This window comes from Cytobacillus gottheilii, assembly GCF_018582665.1.
In the GTDB taxonomy this organism is placed as follows: Bacteria; Bacillota; Bacilli; order Bacillales; family Cytobacillaceae; genus Cytobacillus; species Cytobacillus gottheilii.
This window is the reverse complement of record NZ_CP071709.1, coordinates 3570257-3586973: the sequence shown is the minus strand read 5'-3', so window position 1 is coordinate 3586973 and position 16717 is coordinate 3570257. Positions and strand designations below refer to the sequence as shown.

The window sequence follows — 16717 nt, the reverse complement described above, 5'->3', positions numbered from 1 at the left end:
GAAGATGAAATTATTACCACTATAAAAATTTATATTTTATGGTAATAATGGATACAAGAGAAAAGGGGGTAGCATTATGTTTGAAATGGAAAAAGGCTCAATGGAAGAGGTACTTCTTCACTTGCAAAATATTGGCCTGCAGTTGAACGAATATGAGAAGAGCAATGCTGTCATTCCTGTGCAAAGCTACAAAGAGTTATTAGAATTTAGTATTAATATTGCTAGAAGGACAAACGATGTAACGGAAACCATTGACGAGATTATTGGCGATCTTGAATCAAGTATATAGAGATAATAAATACAAGCGATACCATTAGGAAGAATGGTATCGCTTTTTTAAATTATTATTTACTCATCTTTTTTGTCATCCACATACCCGTCTGATTGATGATAAGGCACATCGCCAAATGGTGCATCGATATCCTCAGAATCAAGCATTGCTTCATACTCTTCATGCTTTTTGGAAGGATAGATTTTTCGGGATTTCCCCTCCATATCATTGCCTATAAAGGTCTCATAATCCTCAGTAAATCCTTCATCATCATGTCCTTCATTGTATAGAGAGTTATAATCTTCGTAATCCCCTCTTAAATCAGAAGGTGTTTCTGATGTCCCGTATCGAGCAACTTCTTGGAAACTGTCCTCATTATCAACAACTTCTCTGAATTGTTTATGCTGAAAAGTATTTCCGTGAGCGGGCTCCAGTACCTCTTCTTCAACCGGCCGATCCCCTTTAATACTTTGTTCAGGACTGTGTTCTTTACAGTATAGAGTATAAGGAACAACTTCTAGCCTTTCAAAAGGAATCTCGGTACCGCATTCTTTACATTTTCCGTATGTTCCATTTTCAATAGCTTGTAATGCAACATTAATTTTGTTTACCTGTGAATCATGATGTTCCTCTAAGGCGAAATCTTTTTCTCTTTCGTAGAGCTCAGAACCCATATCAGCAGGATGATTGTCATATAGTGAAAGCTCACCAACTGTTTCGCGGGCATTTACACCCTCTAAACTGCCGTCTTTATTATCCTGGAGCTGGTTTTCGAGTGACTGCTTTTCCTCAAGCAGTGTACTTTTTAATTGGTCTAGTTGTGTATTCGTAAGCAAACAATCCACATCCTCTTTTGAACTTAAATTTCTGGTTCTTTTTATTATGAACGGTACTTGTCCTTTTTATTGTCATATCTTGAAAATACCCTGATTTCAAAAAAGTTAACCATGTTTTAGGATAGAGGATGATCTATTATTGCCTGATTACACAGAAAAAATCCCTTTGTCACATGTGTGCGAAGGGATGGAATTATTATAAAAAGTAACCTAAAAATAAGCCAATTGACAGTAAGAAACCAAAAATGGTATTAGTTTGTGCGGTTGCAACCATAGCTGGCATCATTGTAACAGGAATTGATTTTCCGATAAAGCCTTTTGTGGCTTTAATTGCTTTCGGTGTGCTTAAAATAACAAGAGCAAGCCATGGCGAGCTGACACCTGTAAAAATTAAGATAAACACCCATGCATAAGAAACAATAAACATAGCGGCAAGAAGCTTTACAGCTCCCTCTCTGCCAATCAAAATAGCTAAAGTTTTACGGCCAAAAGCCTTATCTCCATCAAAATCGCGGATATTGTTGGCTAACAGAATGGCGCCAACAAGCAGCAGGATTGGGAAAGAGACAAGCACACTTGTTAAAGAAACAGTACCGGTTTGAATGTAGAATGAAATCAGAATAATCATCATCCCCATAAAAAAGCCAGCAAAAAGTTCTCCGAAAGGTGTGTAGGCAATTGGAAGCGGTCCACCCGTATACAAATAACCGACAGCCATGCAGACAAGACCAACAGCAGCGAGCCACCAGCTTGTTTGCATACAAATGTAGACTCCAAGCAGCATGGAAATGCCGTATAAGCTTAAGGCAATCTGCATAATGGTTTTTGGTTTGATTCCATCTCGTACAATCGCTCCGCCAATTCCTACAGATTCTTCCGTATCCAGTCCTCTTTTAAAATCGTAATATTCGTTAAACATATTCGTTGCTGCTTGAATAAGCAAGCTTGCCAGCAGCATGGCAAGAAATAATCCGAAATGTATATCAGTGTCACTGATCGCTAATGCTGTTCCGATTAGGACTGGGACAAACGCTGCAGTTAATGTATGTGGTCTTGTTAACTGCCACCATACTTTCCAGCCTTTTGCCCCATTTGCAGGCTTAAAGCTCGTCTGCACTTCAGGTTGCATGATTACACTCTCCCTTTGTTGTATATATGTGTCAATTGTTAATGAAATATGCCAAATAAAACGATATTATTAACATTACAATCATAAGTTTAGGAAATGTTTGATGGGGTGTCAATGAAATTTTACAAGAAGCAGTGGCGGTAATTCCCAGCAGAAGCAGCCCTGCAAAATCAATGACTAGAGCGTGATCAATTTATTTTCAATTTAATCAACAGAAAACGGCTTTTAAAAAAGCTCTATTAATGAGAATAGTAGAAGTTACGAACTCGTTTTCTTCAATATATATGGTATGATAGATAGGCGAAACATCCTGAATCATTGACATGTCAAGCGATTGAGGTGTATCTTAAAGGAATGAAGAATAGCCGCTAATGCAGCTATTGGAGGGATTTTTTTGGTTACGATTCATGACACGGAACTAAAAGAAGGGATCCATGAAGCGATTGAAAAGGCAAAAGCTTTATCAAAGCCCATTTTAGTGAGCGAAGTAAAAAAAATAAATGAAATAGATCCTTTACTTTTCTTTCATGCTGGACAGGCTCGATATGAAGGAGAACGATTTTTTTGGAAAGAAGATTCCGGCAATGAGGTTTTTGTTGGAATGGGAATATGTGGACAAATTCAGTCGGATCAGGCAGCTGACCGCTTTTTTCTTGTGAAAAAAGAGTGGGAAGCTTTACTGCAAGATATGGTTATTTATAATTCATATTCCAATAAAGGTACAGGTCCACTATTATTCGGAGGCTTTTCCTTCGATCCAAATAAAGAAAAGACAAAGCTGTGGTCCAAATTTTCACATTCTCTTTTCCATCTTCCTTTATTTATGTATAGCATCGTTGATGGTGAAGCCTTTTTAACGACCAATGTTATTTGTACTCAGCATGATGATTTATCACTATACAAAAAAATAGAAGCAAACCGTCAGGCCATTTTAACTGATCTGCCATCAGGTCTTCCTGCAAGGTCAAATACCCTTCTAAAAGATGAAGAAATAAATCCAGAAGCTTGGATGGAGACAGTTGAGAGCGTTGTCAATGACATGATGAATGGCCTTTATCAGAAAGTAGTACTTGCACGGGAAGAAAGGCTGGCATTTTCACAGCAGATTTCAATTGAAGATGTACTTGGAAACTTATTATCAAGGCAAAAGAATAGTTTTATTTTTGCGTTTGAAGCAAGCGGGGACTGTTTTATAGGAGCGACACCTGAACGCTTAGTAAAAAAAGAAGGAAAGACTTTGTTTTCTACATGTCTTGCAGGATCCATCCGCAGAGGAGTTACGGAAGAAGAGGATCAAGAGCTGGGCAAAGAATTGCTACAAGATCCCAAAAATACAGTTGAGCACCACTATGTAGTTGAAATGATCACGGCCGCTATGAAGGAAACATGCGAGTCTGTGAGCATACCAGATAAGCCTGTATTAATGAAGCTAAAAGATATACAGCATCTATATACACCTGTAACTGGAACAGCCAACAAGGATAGTTCATTACTCACGCTTGTTGAAAGGTTGCATCCTACACCAGCGCTTGGCGGTGTCCCAACTGAATCAGCTATTAAAGTGATTCGCGAACGGGAAGAATTGGACCGTGGATTTTATGCCGCCCCAATTGGCTGGTTGGATTATAGAGGAGATGGAGAGTTTGCTGTTGCGTTACGTTCAGGATTAATTCAGGGGGATGAAGCATCCATCTTTGCTGGATGTGGAGTTGTGCAGCATTCCGATCCGCTAAGTGAATATGAGGAAACAAAAATTAAATTCCGGCCAATGCGGTCAGCTCTTGGAGGGATGAAACAATGAATCATCAAGCAGCCTTAACTTCCTATATTGCTGCATTTGTTGCGGAGCTTGTCAAAAATGGGGTTGAAAATGCAGTGGTCAGTCCTGGCTCCCGCTCTACCCCTATGGCGATGGTAATGGCAGAGCATCCAGACTTAAACATCCACATTCATGTGGATGAACGGTCTGCTGCCTTTTTTGCATTAGGACTGGCAAAAGCATCAAAACAGCCTGTTGTGTTACTATGCACTTCTGGAACGGCAGCAGCAAATTACTTCCCGGCAATTGTGGAAGCTTTTTATTCAAGAGTTCCTCTGATCGTTCTGACAGCAGATCGGCCACATGAACTGAGAGATGTTGGGGCACCACAGGCGATTGATCAAATCCGCTTATATGGTCATCATGTCAAATGGTTCGTGGAAATGGCACCGCCTGAAAGTTCAGAGGAAATGATTCGATATGCAAGGACCGTTTGTGCACGTGCTGCTGCAGCTGCGAAAAGAGCACCTTCCGGACCTGTTCATTTGAACTTTCCTTTTAGAGAGCCATTAATTCCTCTCTTAGATCAAGAAGATTTATTTTTATCCCATGAACGTGAGGAGCGATATGTGAAGGTTCAAACAGGTGAGTATACTCTGTCACAAGATGAATTCGCTGAAATCGCCGAAACAATCTCCAAAACTGAGAATGGGATCATAATTTGCGGACCGCTGGAAGAAGAGATGTTTGCAGGAGAAGTGGTGAAGCTTGCTCAAAAGCTGAAGTTCCCTATCCTGGCAGATCCGTTATCCCAACTTCGCAGCGGAGAACATGATGGAGCATTTATCATCGATACATATGATACGATTTTGAAGAATAAAAAGGCACTGCAGGAGCTGCAGCCTGAGATTGTCATCCGTTTTGGAGCAATGCCTGTTTCAAAACCTCTGTCCATCTTTTTAAAAGAGCATGCCCATGCACGCCAATTAGTCATTGATGGAGGTGCCGGATGGCGTGATCAGGGACTCGTATCAACAGATATGATCTACTGTCATGAAACACTTTTTTGTTCAGCATTACTTCCACTTTTGAATGAAAATAAAAATGATGCTTACTTTTCTCTTTGGAGATCATTACATGAAATAACAAGAGAATGCCTGCAGGAAATTAATCAGACTGAATCTTTAAGCGAAGGAAAATTGTTTGCACAGCTTTCAAAGCTGCTGCCTGATAGGTCACTTCTATTTGTAGGAAACAGTATGCCAATCAGAGACCTGGATACGTTCTTCCATTATAATCAGAAGTCGTTTAAGGTTATGGCAAATAGGGGTGCCAATGGAATTGACGGGGTTGTTTCAACAGCTTTAGGTGCGGCTTCCATTACACAGCCTGCATATTTAATTGTGGGAGATCTAACCTTTTTCCATGATCTTAATGGTCTCATTGCTTCTAAGCTATATGATATTAACTTAACTGTTCTACTCATTAATAATAATGGCGGCGGAATCTTTTCTTTCCTTCCTCAATCTGAGCATCCAAAAAACTTTGAGAGGCTCTTTGGAACTCCGCTAGATATTCAATTTGAGCACAGTATTCGCATGTTTGGCGGGCATTACGACCTTATTGAAGATTGGAATCACCTATCTTCCTCTTTGGCGCGAAGTTTGGAGAATAAGGGCTTGAACGTTCTGGAAATTACGACAAACCGTGACGAAAATGTACAAGAACATCGAGACTTGACGAATGCTGTTTCCCGGGAAATAAGTCGGTTTTTGGAAGGCGAATACCGATGAATTTTGTTATAGACGGCATTCGCTACCATGTCGATTGCTGGGGAAAAGGAAAACCACTGGTTTTATTGCATGGCTTCACTGGCAATAGTACTGGGTGGCGGGAGCTCCATCCTTTTTGGGCATCTAATAGATCTGTTTTTGCCGTTGATATCATTGGTCATGGTCAGACAGAGTCACCAGATGACGTCAGTTTCTATTCGGTTGAAAAGGCAGCAGAGCATCTAAAAGAATTATTTCAGCACTTAAACATTTCAAAGGCAGATGTACTCGGCTATTCAATGGGAGGACGGCTTGCCTTAACCTTTGCTCTGAAACATCAGCATTTGGTGGACCGTCTTATTTTGGAGAGTGCTACTCCTGGCCTTCGTACAGAAGATGAAAGAATAATCCGTAGAGCAAATGATCTGAAATTAGCTCATATGATTTTGGAGAAAGGCGTTTTTCACTTTGTGAATTATTGGGAGAATATCCCGATGTTTGACAGTCAAAAAGCTCTTCCTATGGATAAGCGGAACCGTATTCGCGAACAGCGACTGCATAACGATCCTAAAGGATTGAGCAACAGCTTGATGGGGATGGGTACAGGCTCTCAGCCGTCTTGGTGGGAGGATTTAGCTAAGCTATCACTTAATGTTCTCCTCATGACCGGAGAATTAGACAAGAAATTTTGCGAAATAGCAGATAGAATGACAGCATCCCTGCCAAATTGCGAGTGGCAAAAGGTTAAAAATTGCGGTCATGCAATTCATGTGGAGAAACCTGAAAAATTTGGTACAATAGTAGAGGAGTTTCTCTTTTCGCGCATGAATAAATAGTCGAAAAGCAAAAATAACAGAGGATAAAAGAATGATTTGTCCTTTTATAGCTTTACATTAAAGGAGGCAATAGAAATGTCAGCAGTTGAATGGGTTGCAGGACGCCAATATGAGGAAGTCCTATACGAAACGTATAATGGGATTGCAAAGATTACGATCAATCGCCCACAAGTACATAATGCTTTCACTCCAAGAACGGTAATGGAGCTAATTGATGCATTTGCGTATGCACGTGATGATGAAAATGTTGGTGTTATTATTTTAACAGGTGCTGGAGATAAAGCATTCTGCTCCGGTGGAGACCAGAAAGTTCGCGGTCATGGCGGATATGTCGGTGACGACCAAATTCCACGTCTAAATGTTCTAGATTTACAGCGCTTAATTCGTGTTATTCCGAAACCAGTTATTGCAATGGTAAAGGGATATGCAATCGGCGGCGGACATGTTCTGCATATTGTTTGTGATTTAACGATTGCAGCAGATAATGCAGTATTTGGTCAAACGGGCCCGAAAGTCGGCAGTTTTGATGCTGGTTATGGTTCCGGTTACCTTGCAAGAATTGTCGGCCACAAAAAAGCACGCGAAATTTGGTTCTTATGCCGTCAATATAATGCACAGGAAGCAATGGATATGGGACTTGTCAATACAGTCGTCCCGCTTGAAAAGGTTGAGGAAGAGACTATTCAGTGGTGTGAGGAAATTCTCGAGAAAAGCCCAACAGCGATCCGTTTCCTAAAAGCAGCATTTAATGCAGATACAGATGGTCTTGCTGGTATTCAGCAATTCGCTGGTGATGCAACGCTTCTTTACTACACAACTGACGAGGCAAAAGAAGGAAGAGATGCGTTTAAAGAAAAACGCAAACCGGACTTTGGTCAATTTCCGCGTTTCCCTTAATGTCAATAAACAAGGCTTGATGGTGAACTCCATCAAGCTTTTTTGTAATATCAGAAGATATAAATGAGCATCGAAGAAAGGAGCGTGCTGTAATGGGAGAGCAGCTCATGGAAAACTTTTTAATTAAGCGTGCTTTCTTAACACCTGATCGCACTGCGATTGAGTTTGAAGGAATGCAATTTTCTTTTAAGGAAGTATATGACCGTGCCGTGGATTTTGCAGGCAGAATGGCAGGACAAGGTATACAAAAGAATGATTTTGCTGCAGTTCTCTTAAAAAACAGTGCAGACAGTGCAATCATTTTATATGCACTTCAGCTGCTGGGAGTAAAAGCAGTGATCTTAAACAGCCGCCTTACTGCAAATGAACTTTCCTGGCAGGTTCAAGATTCAGACTCAGCCTATTTAATAATTGAGGATTCATTCATTTCCGCTGCTGAAGAAGTAAAAGAGAGCTGCCCGGCCGTCATTGTATTGCAGAAAGAAAAATTGCATACCCTTCCATATAGTGAAGCACCAATAGTAAGAGAATTGGACTTGAATGATGTTTGTACAGTCATGTATACATCAGGGACAACCGGGAATCCGAAAGGTGTACTGCAAACGTACGGAAATCATTGGTGGAGTGCTGCAGGATCAGCTTTAAACCTTGGTTTGGCTGAAAATGATTCATGGTTATGTACAGTTCCGCTATTTCATATTAGCGGTTATTCTATTTTAATGCGCTCTGTTATTTACGGAATTAACATACATATCTTAGAGCGTTTTCAGGCTAGAGAAGTCATTGAAGTTATCGAAAAAAGGAATATAACGGTCATGTCAGTTGTGAGTACGATGCTTACTCAGATACTGGAGGAATTGGGCCAGGAGCGGCTTCCCAAGCATTTTCGCTGCATGCTGCTGGGAGGAGGGCCAGCACCACTAAGTCTTCTTGAAAGCTGTAAGGAAAAATCAATACCTGTTTATCAAACCTATGGAATGACAGAAACTTCATCGCAGGTTGCTACATTATCACCTGAATATAGTCTCACAAAGCTGGGATCGGCAGGAAAACCGCTTTTCCCTGCACAAATGAAAATAATGAATAATGATGAAAAAGAAGCCAGCCCAGGTGAAGCAGGGGAAATTATCGTAAAGGGCTTCAACGTTACGATAGGCTATTTAAACAGAGAGAAGGACACCCAAGAGAAAATTAAAAATGGCTGGCTTGCGACTGGTGATCTTGGCTATATGGATGAGGATGGATTTTTGTTTGTTTTAGATCGGCGTTCGGACCTCATCATTTCTGGCGGGGAGAATGTGTATCCAGCCGAAATAGAAGGTGTCTTAACAGCTCATCCCGAGATAGCTGATGCAGGCGTTATTGCCATGGAAGATAAGCGGTGGGGTCAGGTGCCAATTGCTTTTATCCAAGCCTCCAGCAAAACGTTGACAGAAGAAGATATTAAGACTTATTGCCTTGGGCGGCTGGCAAAATATAAAATCCCAAAGAATATATACTTTATTGAAGAGATTCCCCGAAATGCGGCTAAAAAGATTTTGAGGAGAGAACTTAGAAAACTAATAGACGCGTAGTGTTTAATTGATGGGGAAATGGAATACTGAGGCTGGGACATAAGTAACTAACATACCTATTGAGCCGAATGGTAAGGAAGATCATCTTTCTAATCATTCGGTTTTTTATTTATAATTATAAAATATATTTTATTTCATGAGTGAAATGGAGCGGAGTGCCCTCGACTCCTGCGGGCGGGCTGCAGAGCATAGGGTGAGACCCCGCAGGAACGAAGTGAGGGCACTGATTTTCTTATAATTTTATGTTTCTTGTTTAACCCAGTGGGAATCTATACTGAATTTTATAAAGCAAAAAAGCCATTTTCTGTCTTTTATCAGATAGAAAAGTGGCTTTTTCTGTCTTAATACCTTAATTTCTGGGTTGTCTTATCTCTTTAGTCACTTCATTAATTTTAAAATCCGTTTTAGATTGACTGCAAATATGGTTGTGGCCCCTTGAATTTGCATGCCAAATAAACCCGAGGATTTCGCTGTATCATACTCGTGTCCATGCTTCAGTTCACTATTTTTAGCCTCAATCTTATATCGACTTTTAGATAACTCCTTAAATTCATCTGTATTCTGGAACGCCTCTTGGTCTTTATGCTCGGTTGATTTTATGGTGACTGAATATGTTTTTGATTTCGCTCCTTTTTTATAACAGCCTTCTTGGAATGGACAAACCTTACATTTTTCGATATCAAAGAAATATTTCATTCTTTGGTTTCGATCTTGGCCCTTTCTTTCCTCAAATTTCTTTTTGGTCGCTAAATGGCCTGCCTTACACACATACATTCCCGCATCTTTATTAAACGTGAATTCGTCTTCTTTTTTACGGGTACCATGTGTTACGAGTGGATGCAGTTTCGAAACTAGCTCCAACTCTTCTTTCTTCATAAAACGAATATTTTCTTTCTCCGAATATGCCGTATCTCCAATTACCGTTTTAATTTCCATTCCGGTTTCTATGCTTTTCTCCACTAATTCTTGTAGGTATTTTCCATCACTTTTTTCTCCAGTCGTAATCACCGCAGCCGTAATAATCCGTTCATCAGCCATTGCCAGATGTGTTTTATAACCAAAAAAGGAGGATTCTTCAGATTTATGTCCTACTTTGGCATCAGGATCCATGGAAAAACTCAATTGTTCTGTACAATCTTCAACGACTTCTTTTAAAACATTTATTTTCTCTTTTACCGCAGGTATTTCTGAAATTCTTGGCTCTGATTCAATGACCTTTATGAGATCCTGGCAGTAAACGATTTCATCCTCCACATTATTACTAATCGTTTTGGGTGGTAATTTCTCTTTCATCGATTCATCAATCTGATAAACAGATTTCCGTACATTTTTTGATTTTTCCTGTAGGAATTCTTTAACTGACTTTTGATTATAGCGTGATTTTGTGTGAGTGGAGTCGACAATAATCGTTTTACTTTTTATGATTTCTTTCTCTAGCGCAATTTCTACACTTTTGTTTATAAGCATGTCTAATAAATTCATGTCTTGTAGTCGCTGTTTACGAAATTTCGTTAGGGAACTTGGATCAATGACAGGTTCTTCTGGTGCCATTTCAAGAAAATATTTGAATGACATATCATATTTTGAGCGTTCAACAACATCGACATCGGATAAACTAAAGATTGATTTGAGTAAGAGGTATTTGAACATACGAATAGGATGAACGGCATTCCGGCCGTTATTTAAACAATACTTTGATTCTAATTCTTCAAGAATAAAGCTAAAGTCCACAAGATCGTTGATTTTACGTAACATATTGTCTTGAGGAACAACAAGGTCGTATATTTGTGAATATGGGCTGAAACTAAAGGATTGTTGGTTGGAGATCATTGGATTTCACCTGCAATATAATTATTACTTTTTATTATAAAACAAAAAACCAGCGAAACAATGTTTCACTGGCTTTAAAAAGGACTTTTTCAGTGCCCTCAACGAAGTGACGAGGAGGCTCAGCTTGCTCCCCGCGAAAGCGAGGGGGTCTGTCCGCAGCGCAATGGAACGGTCTTGATTAAATACCGAAACTAAGATATTGAATATTCGTGTTTTAGAAATATTAATTTCGTTTTGTCCCAGCCTCAAAGAGAATTGCCTAAAAATGATTTATAGAAGAATAATGGAAAAAAGCATGTTAAAAGGGACTCAGGAATTACACCACGCAGATCCTGAGTCCCTTTTCCTGTTAAATAATCATCTCCAGTTGCCCATGAAAAGGTTCCTCTTAAGCTCAGAAAAGCTATCAAGATGATTAACAAGTGCTATTCATATTTAACGAGCATTCCAAAAGCACTCACAAATGAGGCTGCCTGCGTGCTTGTAATGATACAGCCTTTGAGCAATTCTGGCGTAATGACTAATTCATCAAATGTGCTGGTAGTAAGGTCAATCCCATCTAATTCAGTTCCAGTAAAATTAACAGCTTCTAAATCACATTGCTGAAATAGGAGTTGAGATTGCTTCATTTCAAAGAAATCCCCCTGTCTTAATGCAGAATGAAGAAACTTTGTTTGTTTTAAATCTGCAAACCCAAATGAAATATAATTACAATGACAATTTTCAAAGACAACATTTCGTAAAGTGGCATCCGAAAAATTGACACCAGTCAGCTTGCAATCCTTAAATACCGTTCTATGAATCACTGCATTTGATAAGTCCGCATTCGATAAATCACAGCTTTCAAAGATGGCATCTGTAAGGTTTAACTGTGGCAGTTCTTCATCCGTAAATCTTACATTCTGGAATTTAACTTGCTCAAGGGTAAGTCTGTCTGTGTTGAATAATGGAAAATCTGTATGAGAAAAGATGCAAGCATGTATAAAATAATCATCATCCTCTAATTCTTTAAATTCAGTAAGTGCAGCAGGCATTTTCGGTGGCTGTATGGAGGCTTGTTTTTTCATGATATTCCTTCTTTCCAATTGATTCTATTATTATAACAAATAATAATCATTGCCCCTTCATACTTCGCTGGAAGTGTTTCAAAGACTTTGCATGTAAGAGTCTTTCAAAGGCAGGCGATGAAAGACTTTCTATAAACAAAAAAGATGCCTTATTTGGCATCTTTTAAAAGATTATTCGGATAAGAAATGTTCTTCTTTTACAGCAATTGAACTTAAACCGGCCGCAGCAGCAAATGCAATTCCAAGTGTGATAAATGTTGTGATCATTATTAATTCACTCCTGTTATTTGTTGTTACTAATATCATTCCCGATTTATCAGCGATTAAACAAATTGTTGGATATTGGTTAAAAATTAAACTATTCATCTTTGTATTTTGATTATTAATATTAGCTCTGAAGCATACAAAAACTGCGCCCTGTTGCTAGAAGGAGTCTAGCAACAGGGCGCAGTTCAAGAGTTTGGAGTCCTACTGTAAAGCTTTCTCTAAATGTTTCAGGTTTTCTTTCATAAGTGTAAAATAATCTGATTCATTTTGAATATCTTGATCTGTTAATACAGCTAAATTATGAAGTGTCAAAGCTTCTGCGCCAATTTCTGTGCGAATGATTTCAGTTAATTTAGAGCTGACATTTTGTTCAAAGAAGATGTATTCAAGCTGATGTTCTTTTGCTTCTTCAATGATATTTTGCAGCTGTTTTTGGGATGGTTCATTAGATGTGCTCAGTCCTGAAACGCTAATTTGCTCAATACCATAACGTTCTTCCCAATATCCGTAAGCAGCATGTGAAACAAGAATTTCCTTTTTAGGTGCAGCTTCAATCGCAGTTTTGAATTCTTGATCTAAAGTTTCTAATTCTCTCGTAAGAGTTTCATAGTTTTCTTCAAACACTGCTTTATGTTCAGGCATTTTTTCAATTAGAGCGTTTTTAATAGAATCTGCCAGCTCTTTTGCATATTGTGGATTAAGCCATACATGCGGATCGATGTCACCATGGTTATGACCATCATGTTCTTCATGATCATGACCTTCGTGATCGTGTTCGTGGTCATGTTCCTCATGATCGGTATGATCCCCATGATCCTCTTCTTCATGTTCTTGAGATTGAATGGATACGTTTTCTCCTGCTGAAATGAGTGTAACATCTTCATTTTTAAGTGTATCCTTTGCTTTTTCAACAAAACCTTCAAGACCTAGACCGATGTATACGAAAAGATCAGCATCTGCTAAAGAGATCATATCTTTTTGAGAAGGCTCAAAAGTATGTTCATCTGTTCCTGGCGGATAGATGGATTTTGTCTCTACATAGTCGCCGCCAATTTCTTGCGCAAAAAATTGAAGAGGGTACACCGTTGTATAGATGATGGACTTTCCGTCTTCATTTTCAGCTGTTGTATTATTACTAGCGCAGCCTGATAGGACCAAGCTAAGCAGCAGTATAAGTGTATATATGATTTTTTTCATAAAATATCTTTTCTCCTTTATATAAAACGATCAAACGAATTTTCTCGTAAACTGTGAATCTGTCATGTGCAAAAGGTTTCCTCTTAAGCTAACAGCTCGCTTTACAAAACATGCACCAATCGATCGCTATCGTAGTTATTCCGATTTGCGGCTCGTAATGATTACGATTTTAACTATGTTATCTTACAAAATCCCGCACTTAATTGCAAGTGTTAAATTTGTCTAGAAAGGAAGGATTTTGTATGATGTGTATAAGCATTTTTAATTTAGTTTGATTCTGGAGGTAAAGACAATGAAGCTTTTAAATGAATTATTAGAGTATAATGGAGAATTTGTTAAGGAGGAACGATTTAAAGACTTCTCAACGACAAAGTTCCCAAATAAGAGAATGGTAATCATTACTTGCATGGATACCAGGCTTGTAGAGCTATTGCCTAAAGCACTGAACTTAAGGAATGGCGATGTGAAGATTGTTAAAAATGCAGGTGCATTAGTGACGCATCCTTTTGGCAGTATTATGCGCAGTGTCCTTGTGGCAGTGTATCAGCTTCAGGCAGATGAGGTTTTTGTCATTGGTCACCATGATTGCGGGATGAGCGGGATGAAAGCAGATGCAGTCATTGAAAGCATGAAAGATAGAGGAATATCAGATGATGCGCTAGACTCACTGACTTATTCAGGAATTGATGTAAAAGATTGGCTAAACGGCTTCGAAAGAGTGGAAGATAGCGTTGCCCACAGTGTACATATGGTTAAGAAGCATCCGTTAATGCCTAATGATGTTCCTGTACATGGTTTAGTAATCCATCCTGATACAGGCAAGCTTGATTTGGTTATTGATGGTTATCAGTCTTAATTGTTTTCTTTTTATCTGGCCATTCCTCGGGTACTAGATCAACACCGCCCGGGTGAAATGGGTGGCATTTTAAAATACGCTTAATAGCAAGCCAGCCGCCTTTAATGGCTCCGAAGCGCTTAACAGATTCAATCCCGTAGTGAGAGCAGGTTGGGTAGAAACGGCAAGTAGGAGGCTTTAATGGTGAAATGACGATTTGGTAAAAGCGAAAAATTCCTATTAACATTTTTTTGAAAATCATATTCAATCAATCCTCTATATTCAACTTATCATGTATGCTAAAACGATAACATATATTAGTGTATCCGTCTAAATTATAGAAATTACGATTAAGTTGATGAAATTACTCGGAATTTAATGTATAATAGAAATCAGTACGTTAACATCAGCAAAGAGACAATGTTAGCTATAATATTAAGGAGTGAATACAATGCCTTCAGTTGAAAGCTTTGAATTAGACCATAATGCCGTTAAAGCGCCTTACGTAAGACATTGCGGAGTGCATAAGGTAGGTTCCGACGGTGTTGTTAATAAATTTGATATCCGCTTCTGTCAGCCAAATAAACAGGCAATGAAGCCAGATGTTATTCATACATTAGAGCATTTGCTTGCCTTCAATATTCGTACACATTCTGAGAAATACGATCATTTTGATATCATTGATATTTCGCCAATGGGCTGCCAAACAGGCTATTACTTAGTAGTCAGCGGAGAGCCGACTGTCGAGGAAATTATTGATTTGCTTGAAGCAACTTTAACAGATGCATTAGAAACAGTCGAGATTCCTGCTGCCAATGAGAAGCAGTGCGGTCAGGCAAAACTTCATGATCTAGAAGGTGCAAAGCGTCTTATGCGTTTTTGGCTTCAGCAATCAAAAGAAGATTTAAAGCAAGTATTTGCATAAGTGTTAAAAAGGACGGAGCGCCCCAGGCATTCCGTCCTTTTTCGTTTATTATAGTTTAGATCCTCTAGTTCTCCTACAAAATCGGAGAAAGCAGCCTTGAGATGGATTCCTTAAAGCGGATCCATAACGGGCGATGTAAATAATCTTCCTGTGTCAGTTCTTTTGAAAGGGCAACATCCTCAAGGAAGCTGTCAACGAGTTTAGTTGAAATTTCCTGATCATAGATAAAAGCATTCACTTCAAAATTCAGACGGAAGCTCCTTACATCAATATTTGCTGTACCGACCGATGAGATCTGTTCATCGACAATGATGGTCTTTGCGTGAATAAAACCATTGTCATAAATAAAGATCTTAGCACCTGCTTTGAGCATCTCGCCAATATAAGAATAAGTAGCCCAATACACAAACATATGGTCAGGCTTATTAGGAATCATGATTCTAACATCTACTCCTGATAAAGCTGCTACTTTTAAGGAATCAAGAACACTTGCATCAGGGATAAAATATGGCGTTTGAATCAGGATCGATTCCTTAGCTGAAGAAATCATTTTTAAATAACCATTTTTTATTTGCTCCCATTCTGAATCTGGACCGCTCGTGACAATTTGCATGCCAACAGATCCAGTGTTTTCAAGGAATGGAAAATAAGAAGGAGCATAATGGATATCATGCCGGTGTGAAGCTTGGTTCCAATCTAGAATAAACCTTGTCTGAATCGGATACACCGCACTGCCTTCAATACGTAAATGGGTATCGCGCCAATAGCCGAATTTAGGATTTAACCCTAAATATTCATCTCCTACATTAAATCCGCCGACATAACCAATTTTCCCATCAATAATAGCTAATTTACGATGGTTACGGTAATTTAACCGCAAATTAATAAAATGGAATCGCGACGGAAAAAAGGCTTCGACTTCACCGCCGGCTGCTCGTAACTCTTTAAAAAAGCCCTTCGTTAGACTCCTGGATCCAAGGTCGTCATAAAGAACCCGCACCTTAACACCTTGCTTTGCTTTTTCGGTTAGAAGCTTTAGCAGTCTTTTTCCGAGATTGTCCCTTTTTAGGATATAGTACTGCAAATGAACATGATCCTTGGCTGCTCCGATATCATTGAATAATGCAGCAAATTTGTCATCGCCATCTGTGTAAAGCTTGACATCATTATCTTGTGTTAAGACTGCATCGTTGTTGACTAAATGCATGTAAATAATGTCACGGCTATCTTCAATGACTTCATTATGGAATTCAAAATTTCGTGTACTAATTCCAATAATTTGATCAGAAAGCATTTTATCTATCCCAATTTTTTTACGATCTTCCCACTGGAACATCTTTCTTCTCGTCAAATTTTGTCCAAATAGAAGGTACATAATAAATCCGAGAAAAGGAATAAAGAATAAAACCATTAGCCATGCCCAAGTTGATGCTGCATCTTTGCGCTCAAGAAAAATAACAATAACCGCAAGCACAATATTTAAAAAGAATAGCACCCCAAGAAGGATGGAATATATATCCAT

Annotated in this window: 15 protein-coding genes; 8 read left to right on the top strand and 7 right to left on the bottom strand. The window is 39.0% G+C overall.

The features are described from left to right. Positions 1–76: 76 nt before the first annotated feature. Positions 77–289: a hypothetical protein gene (locus J1899_RS17670; protein ID WP_066442879.1), complete on the top strand. Its 213-nt coding sequence runs from the start codon at positions 77–79 to the stop codon at positions 287–289. 59 nt (positions 290–348) lie between these two features. On the opposite strand, the gene J1899_RS17665 is transcribed toward J1899_RS17670, so the two are convergent. Next, complete coding sequence (locus J1899_RS17665; protein WP_214475539.1) at positions 349–1107, bottom strand: TraR/DksA C4-type zinc finger protein; 759 nt, start codon at positions 1105–1107, stop codon at positions 349–351. 196 nt (positions 1108–1303) lie between these two features. Continuing rightward, a complete protein-coding gene (locus J1899_RS17660; protein ID WP_214475537.1) occupies positions 1304–2236 on the bottom strand; it encodes a 1,4-dihydroxy-2-naphthoate polyprenyltransferase in 933 nt (310 codons plus the stop codon). A gap of 394 nt (positions 2237–2630) precedes the next feature. Between J1899_RS17660 and J1899_RS17655 the strand changes: the two genes are divergently transcribed. The 5 genes from J1899_RS17655 to J1899_RS17635 all read left to right on the top strand — a co-directional run bounded on the left by J1899_RS17655 (position 2631) and on the right by J1899_RS17635 (position 9074). Next, the gene (locus tag J1899_RS17655) at positions 2631–4037 is read left to right on the top strand and encodes an isochorismate synthase (RefSeq protein WP_214475534.1); all 1407 of its coding nucleotides are present in this window, start codon (positions 2631–2633) and stop codon (positions 4035–4037) included. Further along, the gene (gene menD / locus J1899_RS17650; RefSeq protein WP_214475532.1) at positions 4034–5788 is read left to right on the top strand and encodes a 2-succinyl-5-enolpyruvyl-6-hydroxy-3-cyclohexene-1-carboxylic-acid synthase; all 1755 of its coding nucleotides are present in this window, start codon (positions 4034–4036) and stop codon (positions 5786–5788) included. Before J1899_RS17655 ends, menD begins: the two co-directional genes overlap by 4 nt. Continuing rightward, positions 5785–6603 carry a 2-succinyl-6-hydroxy-2,4-cyclohexadiene-1-carboxylate synthase gene (menH, locus tag J1899_RS17645; protein ID WP_214475530.1) on the top strand — a complete coding sequence of 273 codons (819 nt, stop codon included), beginning with the start codon at positions 5785–5787 and terminating at the stop codon, positions 6601–6603. Before menD ends, menH begins: the two co-directional genes overlap by 4 nt. 75 nt (positions 6604–6678) lie before the next feature. Then, positions 6679–7500 carry a 1,4-dihydroxy-2-naphthoyl-CoA synthase gene (menB, locus tag J1899_RS17640; RefSeq protein WP_066442885.1) on the top strand — a complete coding sequence of 274 codons (822 nt, stop codon included), beginning with the start codon at positions 6679–6681 and terminating at the stop codon, positions 7498–7500. A 92-nt stretch (positions 7501–7592) separates the two neighbouring features. Beyond that, the gene (locus J1899_RS17635) at positions 7593–9074 is read left to right on the top strand and encodes an o-succinylbenzoate--CoA ligase (protein WP_214475529.1); all 1482 of its coding nucleotides are present in this window, start codon (positions 7593–7595) and stop codon (positions 9072–9074) included. Positions 9075–9452: 378 nt separating this feature from the next. Here J1899_RS17635 and J1899_RS17630 read toward each other — a convergent pair whose 3' ends face one another. The 3 genes from J1899_RS17630 to J1899_RS17620 all read right to left on the bottom strand — a co-directional run bounded on the left by J1899_RS17630 (position 9453) and on the right by J1899_RS17620 (position 13435). After that, on the bottom strand, positions 9453–10904 hold the full coding sequence (locus J1899_RS17630; protein ID WP_214475527.1) for an IS1182 family transposase: 1452 nt from the start codon (positions 10902–10904) through the stop codon (positions 9453–9455). Between the two features lie 425 nt (positions 10905–11329). Beyond that, a complete protein-coding gene (locus tag J1899_RS17625; RefSeq protein ID WP_214475523.1) occupies positions 11330–11971 on the bottom strand; it encodes a pentapeptide repeat-containing protein in 642 nt (213 codons plus the stop codon). Between the two features lie 468 nt (positions 11972–12439). Continuing rightward, entirely contained in the window at positions 12440–13435 is a 996-nt protein-coding gene (locus J1899_RS17620) for a metal ABC transporter solute-binding protein, Zn/Mn family (RefSeq protein WP_066442888.1), read from the bottom strand. Between the two features lie 292 nt (positions 13436–13727). Between J1899_RS17620 and J1899_RS17615 the strand changes: the two genes are divergently transcribed. After that, entirely contained in the window at positions 13728–14291 is a 564-nt protein-coding gene (locus tag J1899_RS17615) for a beta-class carbonic anhydrase (protein WP_066442889.1), read from the top strand. Here the strand turns inward: J1899_RS17615 and yidD are convergent. Next, entirely contained in the window at positions 14269–14529 is a 261-nt protein-coding gene (yidD, locus tag J1899_RS17610) for a membrane protein insertion efficiency factor YidD (RefSeq protein ID WP_066451402.1), read from the bottom strand. The two genes, J1899_RS17615 and yidD, sit on opposite strands and share 23 nt — an antisense overlap. A 192-nt stretch (positions 14530–14721) precedes the next feature. Here yidD and J1899_RS17605 point away from each other — a divergent pair, with 192 nt between their 5' ends. Further along, on the top strand, positions 14722–15195 hold the full coding sequence (locus J1899_RS17605; protein ID WP_066442890.1) for an S-ribosylhomocysteine lyase: 474 nt from the start codon (positions 14722–14724) through the stop codon (positions 15193–15195). Between the two features lie 73 nt (positions 15196–15268). Here the strand turns inward: J1899_RS17605 and cls are convergent, their stop codons facing one another. Then, positions 15269–16717, bottom strand: coding sequence for a cardiolipin synthase (gene cls, locus J1899_RS17600; protein WP_066442891.1), 1449 nt, complete (start codon positions 16715–16717; stop codon positions 15269–15271).

What these genes read in the sequence shown, in the direction of transcription:
- J1899_RS17670 (WP_066442879.1), top strand. Translation starts at nt 77, where the DNA reads ATGTTTGAAATGGAAAAAGGCTCAATGGAAGAGGTACTTCTTCACTTG.
- J1899_RS17660 (WP_214475537.1), bottom strand. Translation starts at nt 2,236, where the DNA reads ATGCAACCTGAAGTGCAGACGAGCTTTAAGCCTGCAAATGGGGCAAAA.
- menD (WP_214475532.1), top strand. Translation starts at nt 4,034, where the DNA reads ATGAATCATCAAGCAGCCTTAACTTCCTATATTGCTGCATTTGTTGCG.
- menH (WP_214475530.1), top strand. Translation starts at nt 5,785, where the DNA reads ATGAATTTTGTTATAGACGGCATTCGCTACCATGTCGATTGCTGGGGA.
- menB (WP_066442885.1), top strand. Translation starts at nt 6,679, where the DNA reads ATGTCAGCAGTTGAATGGGTTGCAGGACGCCAATATGAGGAAGTCCTA.
- J1899_RS17635 (WP_214475529.1), top strand. Translation starts at nt 7,593, where the DNA reads ATGGGAGAGCAGCTCATGGAAAACTTTTTAATTAAGCGTGCTTTCTTA.
- J1899_RS17630 (WP_214475527.1), bottom strand. Translation starts at nt 10,904, where the DNA reads ATGATCTCCAACCAACAATCCTTTAGTTTCAGCCCATATTCACAAATA.
- J1899_RS17625 (WP_214475523.1), bottom strand. Translation starts at nt 11,971, where the DNA reads ATGAAAAAACAAGCCTCCATACAGCCACCGAAAATGCCTGCTGCACTT.
- J1899_RS17620 (WP_066442888.1), bottom strand. Translation starts at nt 13,435, where the DNA reads ATGAAAAAAATCATATATACACTTATACTGCTGCTTAGCTTGGTCCTA.
- J1899_RS17615 (WP_066442889.1), top strand. Translation starts at nt 13,728, where the DNA reads ATGAAGCTTTTAAATGAATTATTAGAGTATAATGGAGAATTTGTTAAG.
- J1899_RS17605 (WP_066442890.1), top strand. Translation starts at nt 14,722, where the DNA reads ATGCCTTCAGTTGAAAGCTTTGAATTAGACCATAATGCCGTTAAAGCG.
- cls (WP_066442891.1), bottom strand. Translation starts at nt 16,717, where the DNA reads ATGGATATATATTCCATCCTTCTTGGGGTGCTATTCTTTTTAAATATT.